A 13,752-nucleotide genomic window follows, 5' to 3' on the forward strand; every position below is an offset into this window, starting at 1 on the left:
GGTGGGCGGTGCGTGAGCGACATTTCGCGCGGGCGGATCGTGGGCGCACCGCTCGAGCGCGAGCGGTGAGCCACGCGGCTTCCGCGGCGCCAGAACACGCCTCACGCACCGCTCGAGCGCGTGTCGGCGTACGACGCGCCGGCCGGGGGTCAGAGGTCGAGGAGCTGCTCCAGCTCGGGGCGGCCGGGGAGGTCGTCGAGGTGGACGGTGCGGCCGGAGCGGACGTAGTGGAACGCTGCCCGGACCCGGTCGAGGGGCGTGCCGGTGAGCTCGGACCACGCGAGGCGGTAGAGGGCGAGCTGCAGCGGGTCGGAGGTCTCGTGGCGGCTGGTCTTCCAGTCGACGACGAGGTAGCCGTCGCCGGCCTCGGACGACTCGGCGTAGACGGCGTCGATCCGGCCGCGCACGACCTGGCCGCCCAGGACGAGGGCGAAGGGCGCCTCCACGGCGTGGGGGGCCCGGTCGCCGAAGGGGCCGTCCTCGAAGCGCTTCACGATCTCGCCGAGGTCGGCCTCGTCGTCGATGCCGGCGTCGGCCCGGCCGGGCAGCTCGTCGGGCTCGATCAGCGCCTGCTGGCCGAACCGATGCTCGATCCAGGCGTGGAACGCCGTGCCGAACCGGGCCGCGGGCGCGGGCGGTCGCGGCATGGGGCGGGCGAGGTCGCGGGCAAACGCCTCGGGGTCCTCGCGCAGGCGGGCCAGCGCGGTGACGGACAGGCTGCTGGGCAGCGGCAGGTTGACGGTGGTGGCCCGCTCCGCGCGGGCCTCGGTGAGGAGCTGGGCCAGGTCGTCGTCCCACTCGGCGACCCGGGCGGCCTCGACCATGTCGAGGCCCTCGTCGGCGGCCGTGGGGTCGACGGACCGGACGAGCTCCGCGGCCGCGAGGCGCCGTCGGGTCTCCTCCCCGGTGCCCGGCACCGGCCAGGGGCGCGAGGTGTCGACGTCGTCGTTGGGGTTGGGTGACTTCGGCGGCGGCTTCTCGAGCCACCGCTCCACGGGCTGGCCCCACTCCTCGAGCTGGTCGCGCACGACGCGCTGGTAGTCGGACGGACCGAACGGCGTCGAGCGCTGGCCCCAGACGTAGGACGTCACGGCGAGGTGATGGGCGGCGCGGGTGTAGGCGACGTAGCCGAGCCGCAGCTCCTCCTCGCCGTCGTGGGCCTTGGTCGCGGCACGGTAGGCGTCGAGCGCGGCCTTGTCGTGACCCGCGAGCTGGGGCTGGTCGGCCCGGTCGCCGCGCAACGGGGCGGGGAGCACGGCCGGGGACGAGGTCCACAGCGTGCGCGAGCGGTTGCTCGGGAAGCGGGTCTCCCCCACCCCCACGCAGAAGACCGACGACCACTCGAGGCCCTTGGCGCGGTGGACCGTCAGCAGCTTGACCGAGTCGGCGGCGGTCGGCGTGGCCACGTCGAGGCCGTTGCCCTGGTCGTCCTCGGCGGTCAGGTAGGCGAGCAGCGCCGGCAGGGTCACGTCGCCGTCGACCGACTGGAACTCCGCCACCGCCTTGACGAACAGGTCGAGGTTGTCGCGGCGCGCGGCCGCCGCCTGCGAGGTGGCCGAGGCGAGCTCGACGTCGACGCCCGTGGTGTCGATGATCCGGCGCACCACGTCGAGCAGCGGGTCACCGACGTGGCCGCGCAGCCGCCGCAGCTCGCCGGCCAGCAGGCCGAACCGGTCGAGCGCCTCGGCCGAGTAGGCGCCCTCCCCCGGTGACTCGAGCGCGTCGCTGAGGGCCGGGAGCTCGGAGGAGTCGATGCCGTCGGCGATCTGGAGCAGCTGGTCGGCGATCGATGCGGCCTCCTTGCGACCGCGCACCCCCGCGATCTCCGCGGCGCGCTCGGCCAGCAGGCGCAGGTCGCGCGGACCGATGGCCCAGCGGGGACCGGTCAGCAGGGTGAGCATCGAGGAGTTGGCCGTGACGTCGTGCATGAGCGTCAGCGTCGCCACCACCTCGGCGACCTCGGGCAGCCGGATGAGACCCGACAGCCCCACGATCTCGACCGGGATGCCGGCCGCCGTGAGGGTGTCGTAGACCTCCTCGCCCTGCGCGTTGTCGCGGCTGAGGACGCCGATCTCCGACCAGGCGGTGCCGGCGTCGTGCACCCGTTGCACCTCGGTCGCGAGCCACGCCAGCTCGTCGGCCGACCGCTCGAACACGTGGGCCTCGACGTGGCCGTCCTCGGCGCCGTCGGCCGCGCGGAGCCGGGCGACCTTGTCGCCGTAAGCCGCGAGCAGCGGCTCGGCGAGCCGGTTGGCGACGTCGAGGATGCGACGGTCGGAGCGCCGGTTGACGGTCAGCGGCAGCCGACCCGGCTCGCCGTCGGCGGCCGGGAAGGTGTCGGCGAAGTTCAGGATGTTGGACACCGACGCACCCCGCCAGCCGTAGATCGCCTGGTTGGGGTCGCCGACCGCCATCACCGGGTGGCCGAGCCCGTGGTCGGGGTCGGGCCCGGAGAAGAGGCGGGCGAGCATGGTGGCCTGCGCGACCGAGGTGTCCTGGTACTCGTCGAGCAGGACCACCTTGAAGCGCCCTCGCTCGATCTCGCCCACCTCGGGCTGCTCCTCGACGAGCCGGGCGGCGAGCGCGATCTGGTCGCCGAAGTCCATCAGCCCGAGGTCGGCCTTGAGCCTGCGGTAGCCGGTGACGAGCTGCAGCAGCTCGGCACGCCGGTCGATGGCGTTGATCGCCTTCGCGGGCGGCTCGAGGTAGGTCTTGCGGGCCTTGCCGGCCTGCTCCTCGGCCACAGCACGCTCGAACCCGCGGCGGGCCTCCTCGTCCACACGGCGTACGTCGTCGGGGTCCACGAGGTGCTCGCTCATCGCGCCGTCGAGGGCGAGGAGGTTCTGGATCGCGGTCGCGGGATGGTCGGTGAGCAGCTCGATGTGTCCGGTGAACCGGTCGATGACACGGGCGCCGAGCTGGTAGCGCGAGGCGTCGGAGACGACGCGGGTGTCGGGCTCGTGACCGATCCGGAGGCCGTGGTCGGTGAGCAGGTTGGCGGCGTAGGCGTGGTAGGTCGCGACCGTCGGCTCAAGGACGTCCTCCCCCTCGACCACCACGGAGCGGTCGAGCAGGCCAGCTGCCCCGAGGGCGGCGGTGATCCGCTGGCGCAGCTCGGCCGCGGCCTTGGTCGTGAACGTCAGCCCGAGGACCTCCTCGGGGCGGACCTTGCCGGTGGCCACGAGCCACACGACGCGCTGCGCCATGAGCGTGGTCTTGCCGCTGCCCGCGCCGGCCACGACGACCGTGGGTCGCAGCGGCGAGGTGATGGCGGCCCACTGCTCGTCGCTGGCGGCGTGGGCAGCGCCCATCAGGGCGCGGAGGTCCTCCGGCGAGTCGAGCCGGACGGGGGCGGGGAGCTGGCTCACTGGACGGTCACGCTCCCGGCGCCCCGGGCGGGGCAGATGGCGGTGAACGGGCAGTCGCGGCAGTGCGGACCCGTCGTGGCGGGGAAGGTCTCGTCGCGGACCAGGTCGGCCGCCCGGGCCAGGCCGGCGCGGAGGGCGACGCGCTCGGGTCCGGCGTCGGTGTGCGGCGGCTGGGGCTGCACCTTGCCGATGGCGGACTCGTCGTCGATGCCGAGCTGCACCAGCTCGGCGCCGCCGGAGGCGACGGGCCGCCCGGCCGAGTCGTCGAGGGCGCCGGTGTCGACGGCGTACTGGTAGAGCGCGAGCTGCAGGTTGCCGGCGACGGACGGCCCGCTGGGCGCGTTGCGGGCGCTCTTGAAGTCGACGACGACCACCCGGCCCGCGTCGTCGATCTCGAGGCGGTCGGCGAAGCCGGTGAGCTGGACCGGGCGGCCGTCGACGTCGACCACGCTCTGGAAGCGTTGCTCGGCGCCGAGGAACTCGCGCGGGTTGTCGAGGTGCCAGCGGACGAACCGGGCGACGGCCTTGCGGATCCGGGCGAGCTCGCGCTGACGCGACCACGGGGTGCGGAACGCGAGCCGGTCCCACACGGCCTCGACCTCGGCCATGAGCGGCTCCTCCTCGGCCGGCAGGTCGCCGACGGCGACGCGCTCGGCGAGCGCGTGGAGGACCTGGCCGAGGTTGGCCGACTGGTGGACCGCTGACACACCGCCGGCCTCGCGCTCGAAGAACCACTGCGCGGGGCAGACCAGGATCGACTCCAGCATGCTCGCCGAGATCGGCACCGGCCGGTCGGGGTCGCGGATCGGCTGGACGGAACGGCTGGCGCTGCGGGTGCCCCACCACGTCGACGGGTCGGCCGCCGGCACGAGCTGGCGTCCGCCGACCTCCTCGGCGGCCAGCGCGGCGAGCCGGCGGGCGGCTGCCTCGCGCAGCGCCGGCGACGCCGCCGGGTCGGCCGCGGTGCGGCGCAGCTCGGCGACGAGGCCCCCCAGCGACAGCGGCCGCGGCGGCCGGCCGTCCTGGTGGTCGATGGTGACGCCGAGCTCCTCGAGGAACCGGGAGGGCTGCTCGCCGTCGTCGTCGGGGGACCGTACGGCGCTCACCACGAGGCGTCGGCGGGCACGGGTGCACGCGACGTAGAACAGCCTGCGCTCCTCCATCAGCAGCGCCCGGCTGGTCACGGGCGGGACGAGGTCGGGGTGGCCCGAGGCGTCGACGCCGATGCGGTCGGCGCCGAGGAGGGTCGTCCGGCGGCGCAGGTCGGGCCAGCCCTCCTGCTGCACGTGGGCGACCACGACGAGGTCCCACTCGAGGCCCTTGGAGCGGTGGGCGGTGAGGAGCCGGACCGCCGCCCCGCGCACGCCCTGCTCGGCGAGCGTGTCGGCGGGCAGCTGCTGGGCGACGACGCTGGCGAAGAACGCGGCCACGCCGACGTGGTCGCGCTGGTCGACCGCGCGGGAGGCGAGGTCGAAGAGCGCGACGATCGCGTCGAGGTCGCGGTGGGCCCGGCGGGTGCTCGCGCCCCCGGCGTCGACCTGGCGGCGCAGCCGCTGGGGCCAGGTGGTGCCCGACCACAGGTGCCAGAGCACGTCCTCGACGCCCGCGCGGTCGGCCAGCATCCGCGCTCCCCCGCGCAGCAGCTCGGCCAGGGCGCCGGCGCGCTGGACGTCGGGTCCCTCGAGCCCGTCGAGGAAGCCGGGCTGGACGACCGCGAGCCGCAGCAGCTCGCGCGAGGTGCGCCGCACCGCGGGGTCGGCCACCTCCTTCTCACGCGTGCGGAGGCGGCGGACGAGCGCTCGCAGGTCGGACGCGTCGAGCCCGCCGATCGAGGAGAGCAGAAGCGACTCGATGCGACCCGGGTCGAGGAAGTCGGGCGAGTCGGGGTCGTCGTTGTCGAGGTTGACGACGGCGTGCAGGCCGTCGAGGAGCGGCACGACCGCGGGATCGCGCACCAGCGGCAGGTCATCGGACGCGACCTCGACGGGGACACCGGCGGCGGCGAGCGCGCGGCGCAGCGGCGGGATGCTGGTGCGGCCGGAGCGGACGAGGACCGCCATCCGGTCCCACGCGATGCCGTCCTCGAGGTGGGCGCGGCGCAGCAGGTCGGCGAGCCGCTCGGCCTCGGCGCGCTCGGTGTCGTAGGTGACGACCTCGACCCGGCCGTCGCCGTGCGGGCCGGGGACCGCCTCCGGGGAGAGGAACGCCTCGCGGGCCCCGGCGTCGATGCTGCCGGTGAGGGAGAGCCGGTGGGCCACCCGGCCCGCGGCCAGCAGGATCCGCGGACCGAACCGGCGGGTGCGCTGGAGCACCACCACCGGGGCGGGTGCGCCGCCGGTGGTCGGGAAGGCGGCCGGGAAGTCGAGGATCCCGCGCACGTCGGCGCCGCGGAAGCCGTAGATGGACTGGTGCGGGTCGCCCACGACGGTGAGGTCGCGCCCGTCGCCGGCCAGGGCGCGGAGGAGGGCGACCTGGCCCGGGTCGGTGTCCTGGTACTCGTCGACGAAGACGTGCTGCCACCGCGCCCGCAGCTCGTCGCGGTGGGCCTCGGCCTCGATCACGGCCCGGCGGATGAGGTCGGAGTAGTCGGTGGCGCCGAGGTTGTCGAGGACGGTGAGGTACTGCTCGAGGAAAAGCCCGGCGGCCACCATCTCGGGCAGGTCGTGCTCGATGCCGAGGGCCCGCAGCCCGGACGGGTCGAGGCCCTTCTCCCGGGCGCGTGCCAGCACGGCCTGCACCTCCCGCACGAACCCCCGTGTGCCGGCGGCGCGGCGCAGCGGCTCGGGCCACACGACCGACTCGGGGTTGTCGCGCAGCAGCTCGCGCAGGACGACGTCGGCCTCGGGCGCCGACAGCAGGCGGATGGCGCCCTCGTAGAGCTCGGCGGGCGCGTACTTCCGGACCAGGGCGTAGGCGAAGGAGTGGAACGTCGAGCACGACGCCGCCGCGGTGGTGCGGGCGACGCGGGCGGTGACCCGGTCACGCAGCTGCTCGGCGGCCTTGCGGGAGAAGGTCAGCGCGAGCACCGCGTCGGGCGAGGCGCCACGCTGCTCGATGCGGTCGACGATGGCCTCGACCAGCGTCGTGGTCTTGCCGGTGCCGGGTCCGGCGAGCACGAGCAGGGGCCCGCCCTGGTGGTCGACCACCCGCTGCTGGTGCTCGTCGAGCTGCGGGACGACGACGTCGCGCTCGGGCCGCACCAGGCGGTAGCGGGTGGACGTGTCGCTCATGGGTCCACCCCATCACGCGGGACCGACAGTGTGCTGCCGGCCCCGCGCGACGACGTACGGACGTGTCGCCTCAGCCGAGGTCGACGATGGCGGCGACGGGGCCGCCACCCTCGGGGCCCTGGTGGGCCGCGGAGACCGACACGAAGACCGCCGGGTCGCCGGTCACGGCCGCGGTGACGCCGCCCACGCACGCCTTGATCTGGCGGTGCCAGTGCACGTCGGAGTCGTCGAGCATCGCGTTGCGGCGGCCGCGGACCATGCCGTCCTGGCTGGCCTCGCACTTGAGGAAGACGTTGACCAGCTTGCCGTCGAGGTCGCTGGTGCGCGGACGCTCGGGCAGGTCGAGCCCGGCGGATCGGATCGCCTCCCAGATGCCGTCGGCGTCGAGCGCGTCCTCCATCACCGAGTGGCCGATGCGGTAGCGGCCGCCGACGCCCTTCGCGTTGCCCACGACGACGATCTGCGCCTGGTCGAGCTCGACGCCCGAGGAGCACGAGGCCACCGAGGAGTAGAGCTCGCGGTTGTGCATCACGTCGGCGTCGGTGGGCATCTCGATCTCGCCGAGGGCGACGGCGATGCCGAGGCCGGTGACGCCGTTGGAGAGGTCCATCGACTCGTGGGTGTGCTCGGTCCACACCTTCTTGCCGCGCGACTTGGCGTCGCGGATGGTGTGGATGGTCAGCAGCGGCGTCTTGGTCTGCACGTAGTGGACGTCCGCGGGGTCGGTGATCCCGGCCCGCTCCATGGCGACCTTCACGCCCGCCGCGACCTTCTCGATCATCGCGGTGTAGCCGATCTCCTCGGGCAGGATCGCCTCGCTCATCGCGAAGCCGGCGGTGAGCCGCATCTCCTCGCGCGAGGGGTCGTCCTCGGGGACGTCGGTCGTGGCGAAGATGGTGGCGTGGGGGCTGATCACGCCGTCGGTGCCGCCCGACCACACGATCGGGACGCCCTTGACCTGCTCGGGGTCGGCCCCCTTGGCGACCAGCGCCTCGCGGAAGGCGCGGTCGGCGATGATGCGGGTGTAGTCGTTGACGCCGCCGTTGCCCTCGGTCTTGCCGATGATCGCGAACACGCGGTCGGCGGCGATGACGCCGTCGTCGATGAGCTTGGTCAGCTCGGACGCGTCGGCCACGGAGTGGATGGGGACCTTGCGGACCTCGATGGCAGAGGGCATGTGGCAGTTCCTTTCAGTGGGGTCCGGTTTCGAGAGGGTCGCTGCGCGACCTCCTCAACCACCGAGGGGTGTGGGTACGACGACGGTGCCGGCGTCTCCGGCGACCGCCGCTGTGATCTGGTCGAGGCTGGTGATGACGCCCGTGCCGCCGGTGGTCTCGACGAAGCGGCAGACCGCGTCGACCTTCGGTCCCATCGAGCCGGACGCGAACTGCCCGTCGGCGGCGTGGGCGCGCAGCTCGTCGACGGTGACCCGGCCGAGCGGCTCGGCGTCGGGCTCGCCCCAGCGGACCACGGCGTTGGGCACGTCGGTGGCGATGACGAGCACCTCCGCCCCCGTGGTGCGTGCAAGCAGGGCGGCGCCGAGGTCCTTGTCGATGACGGCCTCGACCCCGACGAGCGACCCGTCGGGACGACGGACGTGCGGGATGCCGCCGCCACCGTTGGCGACGACGACGAAGCCGGCCTCGATGAGCGCCACGGCGGCCGGGGCGTCGAGGATCTCGCGCGGCTCGGGCGAGGCGACGACGCGGCGCCACCCCTTCTCGCCGCGGTCCTCCCACGTCTCGCCGTGGTCGACGAGCACCCGGGCCTCCGCCTCGGGGAGGTGACGGCCGATCGGCTTGGTGGGGTGGGTGAAGCCGTCGTCGTCGGCGTCGACGAGCGTGCGGGTGACGAGCGCGGCGCTGCGCCGCTCGATCCCCCGGACGGCGAGCTCGCGGTCGAGCGCGTCCATGAGGACGAACCCGAGCGTGGCCTGCGTCTGCGCGCCGCACCAGTCGAGCGGGACCGGGGGCACGACACCGGCGGCGAGCTCGTTCTTGACCAGCAGGTTGCCGACCTGGGGTCCGTTGCCGTGGGTGATGACGACCTCGTGGTCGTCCTCGAGGAGACCGGCGACCGCCGCCATCGCGACCTGCGCCGCCTCGATCTGGTCCTCGGGGCGGGCGCGGCCGTCGGCGTTGGTCATCGCGTTTCCGCCGAGTGCGAGCAGGACCCTCATGACGCAAACCTAGTGTCGCCGCTCACACGCTCCCCACGGCAGATTCGACCAACGACGCAGCGTTTCGCTGGCAAGTGTTGCCGGGGGCGCGCGGCCGACCGGTCAGCCCCAGGCGAAGTAGCGCAGGTAGACGTAGGCCCAGGCCACCAGCAGCGTCATGACGGTCACCACGACGCCGTACCGGGTGAAGCCCCAGAAGCTGATCGGCTCGCCCGCCTTGGCCGCGATGCCGAGGACCACGACGTTGGCGCCGGCCGCGACGGCGGTGGCGTTGCCGCCGAGGTCTGCCCCGAACACGAAGGCCCACCACAGCGGACTGTCCGCCCCCGAGACACCGGTGCCGGCGACCATCTCCTCGACGACCGGGACAGTGGCGGTCGTGTAGGGGATGTTGTCGACGAAGGCCCCCACCACCCCCGACCCGAAGAGCAGGGCGGTCGCGCCGAGCAGGTCGCGCTCCCCCATCGCCTCGGCGGCCCACTCGCTGATCGCGCCGATGACGCCGACCTGCACGAGCGCCCCGACGAGCACGAAGAGCGCCATGAAGAACGCGAGGGTGCCCCACTCGACCTCCTCGAGGAACTCCTGCGGCTCGGTGCGGGAGACGAGCACGGTCGCGCCGGCACCCATCATCGCGACGACCGACGGGTCGAGGTGGAGCACCGTGTGAAGGCTGAAGGCGACCATCACGAGGAGGAGCACGACCAGCGAGCGGCGCAGCATCCGGACGTTGGTGATCGCGTCGGCGGGACGGAGGTCGTCGAGGCCGTGCACGTTGCCCATGACGGTCATGTCCTTGCGGAACAGCCAGCGGGCCATCACCACGAACAGCACGAGCAGGACGACCGTCAGCGGCAGCGAGTGCACGAGGAAGTCGGTGAAGCTGAGCCCCGCCCGGCTGCCGATGATGATGTTGGGCGGGTCGCCGATGAGGGTGGACATGCCGCCGATGTTGGAGGCGAGGACGAGCGAGATCAGGTACGGCGCCGAGGGCAGCTCGAGCCGCCGGCAGACCGACAGCGTGACCGGCGCGACCAGCAGCACGCAGGTCACGTTGTCGAGGATCGGCGCGACGGCGGCACCGACCAGGACCAGCAGGACGAGCAGCCTGTAGGGGTGGCCGCCGGACCTCTTCGCCGCCCAGAGGGCGAGGAACTCGAAGAGCCCCGTCTGCTTGAGGACGCCGACAATGATCATCATCCCGAAGAGCAGGAAGATCACGTTCCAGTCGACGCCGGTGTGCTCGTCGAAGAACGCCGTCCGGGCGTCGACCAGGCCGATGACGACCATGCCGGCCACGCCGCCGAGGGCGGCCGCGACGCGGTGGACGCGCTCGGTCGCGATGAGGGCGTAGGCGACGATGAAGACCGCGAGGGCCGCGGAGGTGGGGATCACGCGACCCGCCTGCGCACGCCGAACGCCCGGGCAGAGCCGGCCGGGTCGTCCATGTCCTCGGCCCAGCCGGCGAGCCGGCCGTAGCGGCTGACCGACCGGAGCCGGTCCTCCACCCGGGTGACCTGGCCGAGCGCGGCGACGACGAGGACCTGGTCGCCGCAGCGCAGCACGGTGCGGGCGTCGGGGACGATCACCTCCTTCCCGCGCGCGAGGATGGCGACCCCCGACCCGGCCGGGAGGCGCAGCTCGCCCACCTCGACGCCCGCCAGCCGCGAGGCGGGCTCGACCTCGAAGCGGAGCAGCACCGCGTCGAGCCGGTCGAGCGTCGCGAAGCCGATCGACACCTTGTGGACGAAGCTGCCCTTCTCCTGCCAGCGCGGCTGGCGTCCGCGGCCGATCGCGAGCCCGACGGCGAAGCCGATGGCGGTGGCGATCAGGGCCACCGACACCGCGACCTCGAGCAGGTACGGGGTGTCGCTCATGCCGCACCTCCGGTGAGCTGGGCCTCGACCTGCGTGACCGCCAGCGCGGTGGCCTCGGTGCCGAGCGGGAGCCGGCGGGTGAGCTCGGCCGGCCAGCGGGTCTCGAGCTCCTCGAGGTCGTCGACGAGGGACTCCACCTCGAGCTGCTCGACGGCCCGGGCGACGGTGTCCTCGGCCAGGCGCGCGGCCTGCGTCGCCGGGGCGTACGCCGCGCCCGGCTGGACGTCGCGCACCTGCACCGTCAGGTCGGCGAGGGCGACCACGCGGACGCCGTCGTTCGTGCGGGAGCGCACCACGAGCGGCAGGACGCGCGGCTCCGTCGACACGGCCTCGAACCGCTCGAGCCCGGGCCAGCGGGCGACGAACCCGTTGCGGCGCACGCGCACCACCTCGCCGCGTCGCAGCACGAGGACGAGCTCCCCGGGTGCCACGCGGCGTACGCACGTGAACGTCGCGAACAGCAGTGCCGGCCCCACGATCACCAGCCACACCACCCAGGCGGCCCCGGTCGGGTCGACGGCGGTGTTCTCGTCGGGCGGCGGCATGCCCCGAGTCTTCGCGGAGCGGGCGGCCGCGACCATGGGTGCCCGACCCCATCTGGTGGGCCCGGGATGGGAAGGTGACGGCATGCGTCTGCCCAGCCACCTCCCGCTGTTCTGGACGATCTGCCTCATCAACGGCGTCGTGCTCGTGGTCGCGGCGCTGCTCCTGCTCCTCTCCCCCGCCCGGGTCTCCGCCGACGCGGTGTCCTCGGAGTTCCTCGTCATCGGTGTCGGGCTGGTGGTGATGATCCTGACCAACGCCCTCCTCATCCGCTGGGCGCTGGCGCCGCTGCACCGCCTGATCGCGCGGCTCGAGGACATCGAGCACCTCGAGCCGACCGAGCTCCCCGAGGAGGGGGCCGGCCCGGTGCTCGGCATCGCCCGCAGCGTCAACGGCCTCCTCGACCGCCTCGCCGAGGAGCGGCGCACCGGTGACGCCCGCGCGCTGGCCGCACAGGAGGCCGAGCGTCACCGCATCGCCCAGGAGCTCCACGACGAGGTGGGCCAGAGCCTGACGGTCGTCCTGCTGGGCCTCAAACAGCTTGAGTCGCAGGCCCCGGCCGCGATGGTGCCCGAGCTGGCGGCCGTGCGGGAGAGTGCCCGCACCGGCCTCGACGACGTACGCCGGGTGGCGCGACGGCTGCGTCCCGGCGTCCTGGAGGACCTCGGCCTGGCCAGCGCCCTGGCCGCCCTGGCGACCGAGTTCTCCGACCGCAGCTCCGCGTCGGTGCGGCGTTCGTTCGCACCCGGGCTGCCGGCGCTGAGCCCGGAGGCGGAGGTGGTCGTCTACCGGGTGGCGCAGGAGGCGCTCACCAACGCGGCCCGGCACGCCGACGCGCGCGCCGTCGAGCTGTCCCTGCAGCGGCTCGGCTCCCACGTCGTGCTCGAGGTCCGCGACGACGGACGCGGCTTCACCGGCCTCGCCGAAGGGTCGGGGCTGATGGGCATGCGCGAGCGCGCCGCCCTCGTGCAGGCCGAGCTGTCGGTGATCAGCCAGCCGCGGCACGGCACCACGGTGCGGCTCAAGGTCCCCGTCGTCACGGCCGGGGAGGTCGGCGCGTGATCCGGATCCTCCTCGCCGACGACCACACCCTGGTGCGCCGCGGCGTACGCCTCATCCTCGAGCAGGAGCCCGACCTCTCGGTCGTCGCGGAGGCGGCCGACGGGGCCGAGGCCGTCGAACGGGTGCGCGACACCGAGGTCGACCTCGTCGTCCTCGACATCGCGATGCCGCGGATGACCGGCCTGCAGGCGGCGTCCGAGATCGGCCGGAGGCGCAACCCGCCGAAGATCCTGATGCTCTCGATGCACGACAACGAGCAGTACTTCTTCGGCGCTCTCAAGGCCGGGGCGAGCGGGTACGTCCTCAAGTCCGTCGCCGACGAGGACCTCGTCGGCGCCTGCCGTGCGGCGATGCGCGGGGAGACCTTCCTCTACCCCGGCGCGGAGAGCACGCTGGTGCGTGACTACCTCGACCGGCTGCGCCGCGGCGAACGGGTGCCGACGTCGGTGCTCACGGCCCGCGAGGACCAGGTCATCAAGCTGATCGCCGAGGGCCGCTCCTCGCGCGAGATCGCCAAGGAGCTGCACATCGCGCTCAAGACCGTCGAGGGCCACCGGGCCAACATCCTCGGCAAGCTCGGGATGCGCGACCGGGTGGAGCTGACGCGCTACGCCATCCGGGCGGGCCTGATCGAGCCCTGACGGGCTGGCGGGGCCGGGGCACTTGGTCCCACGCCGTCCAGCCGTGCGGCCCTGTCGCGGTGGGCCGGGTGCGGTCGAGGCTCGGTCCGAGGGGACCGACCAGGCCCGGAGGGAGCGTGATCACGGTGCTCGACCGCCTCGTGGGTGCGGGCGCAGCGCTCCTGGCCGCCGGAGCGGCGCTCCAGGTCCTCGGCCGACGGGCCGGGTCCACGGCGGAGGAGCGCGCCGCCCGGCTCCCGGGCGACGACCTCGTCGTCCACCCCCAGATGGTGATGGACCACGCGATCACCGTGGCGGCCGGCCGCGAGGAGGTCTGGCCCTGGCTGACCCAGATGGGCTGGCACCTCGGCGGGTGGTACACGCCCAGCTGGGTCGACCGGCTGCTGTTCCCGGACAACTGGGCGAGCCTCGACCGGCTCGACCCGCGCCTGGTCCGCGACCTGCAGGTCGGCGACGTCGTACCGGACGGCCGGCCCGGGACCGCGCACTTCCGGGTGGCCCAGGTGGAGTCGCCGGAGCTGCTCGTGCTGGGGTCGGTGACCCACGTGCCACCGAGGTGGGCGGTGGACCGCGGAGCGCAGATCACGTGGACCTGGACGATCCACCTGACGGCGCTGCCGGGCCGCGCCACCCGCGTGCACCTCCGGGTCCGCGAGCGCACGAGCCCCGCGTGGCTCACCGGGTTCTACGTCGCCACCGTCGTGCCCTCCGACTTCGTCATGTCCCGCGGGATGCTGCACGGGCTCAAGGACCGGGCGGAGGCCCGCCGGGCGCCTGTGGAGTCGGGGCGTGCGCCGCTGGACCAGGAGCGCTACCTCCAGCGCGACCGGCGGGCCCGGGCCTGACCGGAGG

At 73.9% G+C, this 13,752-nt stretch carries 10 protein-coding genes; 3 read left to right on the plus strand and 7 right to left on the minus strand.

Going from position 1 to position 13,752, the window contains the following annotated elements; all coding sequences use genetic code 11:
* Window positions 1-149: 149 nt before the first annotated feature.
* The 7 genes from NCI01_RS10695 to NCI01_RS10725 all read right to left on the minus strand — a co-directional run bounded on the left by NCI01_RS10695 (window position 150) and on the right by NCI01_RS10725 (window position 11,199).
* A complete protein-coding gene (locus tag NCI01_RS10695; RefSeq protein WP_254181465.1) occupies window positions 150-3,368 on the minus strand; it encodes an ATP-dependent helicase in 3,219 nt (1,072 codons plus the stop codon).
* Window positions 3,365-6,598, minus strand: a complete 3,234-nt coding sequence (locus NCI01_RS10700; protein WP_254181466.1) for an ATP-dependent helicase — start codon at window positions 6,596-6,598, stop codon at window positions 3,365-3,367. The genes NCI01_RS10695 and NCI01_RS10700 overlap by 4 nt, the downstream gene beginning before the upstream one ends.
* A 70-nt stretch (window positions 6,599-6,668) precedes the next feature.
* Window positions 6,669-7,775 carry a barbiturase gene (bar, locus tag NCI01_RS10705; RefSeq protein WP_254181467.1) on the minus strand — a complete coding sequence of 369 codons (1,107 nt, stop codon included), beginning with the start codon at window positions 7,773-7,775 and terminating at the stop codon, window positions 6,669-6,671.
* A 54-nt stretch (window positions 7,776-7,829) separates the two neighbouring features.
* Window positions 7,830-8,777 carry a carbamate kinase gene (locus NCI01_RS10710; protein WP_254181468.1) on the minus strand — a complete coding sequence of 316 codons (948 nt, stop codon included), beginning with the start codon at window positions 8,775-8,777 and terminating at the stop codon, window positions 7,830-7,832.
* Between the two features lie 102 nt (window positions 8,778-8,879).
* A complete protein-coding gene (locus NCI01_RS10715) occupies window positions 8,880-10,172 on the minus strand; it encodes an ArsB/NhaD family transporter (protein ID WP_308213212.1) in 1,293 nt (430 codons plus the stop codon).
* A complete protein-coding gene (locus NCI01_RS10720) occupies window positions 10,169-10,654 on the minus strand; it encodes a TrkA C-terminal domain-containing protein (protein ID WP_254181469.1) in 486 nt (161 codons plus the stop codon). Before NCI01_RS10720 ends, NCI01_RS10715 begins: the two co-directional genes overlap by 4 nt.
* Window positions 10,651-11,199, minus strand: a complete 549-nt coding sequence (locus NCI01_RS10725; RefSeq protein WP_254181470.1) for an SPFH domain-containing protein — start codon at window positions 11,197-11,199, stop codon at window positions 10,651-10,653. The genes NCI01_RS10720 and NCI01_RS10725 overlap by 4 nt, the downstream gene beginning before the upstream one ends.
* Before the next feature lie 82 nt (window positions 11,200-11,281).
* Between NCI01_RS10725 and NCI01_RS22220 the strand changes: the two genes are divergently transcribed.
* The 3 genes from NCI01_RS22220 to NCI01_RS10745 all read left to right on the plus strand — a co-directional run bounded on the left by NCI01_RS22220 (window position 11,282) and on the right by NCI01_RS10745 (window position 13,745).
* Complete coding sequence (locus NCI01_RS22220) at window positions 11,282-12,259, plus strand: sensor histidine kinase (RefSeq protein ID WP_302181880.1); 978 nt, start codon at window positions 11,282-11,284, stop codon at window positions 12,257-12,259.
* Window positions 12,256-12,900 carry a response regulator gene (locus tag NCI01_RS22725; protein ID WP_254181471.1) on the plus strand — a complete coding sequence of 215 codons (645 nt, stop codon included), beginning with the start codon at window positions 12,256-12,258 and terminating at the stop codon, window positions 12,898-12,900. Before NCI01_RS22220 ends, NCI01_RS22725 begins: the two co-directional genes overlap by 4 nt.
* A 125-nt stretch (window positions 12,901-13,025) precedes the next feature.
* Window positions 13,026-13,745 (plus strand): SRPBCC family protein, encoded by a 720-nt coding sequence (locus NCI01_RS10745; RefSeq protein WP_254181472.1) that lies wholly within the window; start codon window positions 13,026-13,028, stop codon window positions 13,743-13,745.
* Window positions 13,746-13,752: the final 7 nt, after the last annotated feature.

This window comes from Nocardioides pinisoli (genome assembly GCF_024199985.1).
In the GTDB taxonomy this organism is placed as follows: Bacteria; Actinomycetota; Actinomycetes; order Propionibacteriales; family Nocardioidaceae; genus Nocardioides; species Nocardioides pinisoli.

What these genes read in the sequence shown, in the direction of transcription:
- NCI01_RS10700 (WP_254181466.1), bottom strand. Translation starts at nt 6,598, where the DNA reads ATGAGCGACACGTCCACCCGCTACCGCCTGGTGCGGCCCGAGCGCGAC.
- bar (WP_254181467.1), bottom strand. Translation starts at nt 7,775, where the DNA reads ATGCCCTCTGCCATCGAGGTCCGCAAGGTCCCCATCCACTCCGTGGCC.
- NCI01_RS10710 (WP_254181468.1), bottom strand. Translation starts at nt 8,777, where the DNA reads ATGAGGGTCCTGCTCGCACTCGGCGGAAACGCGATGACCAACGCCGAC.
- NCI01_RS10720 (WP_254181469.1), bottom strand. Translation starts at nt 10,654, where the DNA reads ATGAGCGACACCCCGTACCTGCTCGAGGTCGCGGTGTCGGTGGCCCTG.
- NCI01_RS10725 (WP_254181470.1), bottom strand. Translation starts at nt 11,199, where the DNA reads ATGCCGCCGCCCGACGAGAACACCGCCGTCGACCCGACCGGGGCCGCC.
- NCI01_RS22220 (WP_302181880.1), top strand. Translation starts at nt 11,282, where the DNA reads ATGCGTCTGCCCAGCCACCTCCCGCTGTTCTGGACGATCTGCCTCATC.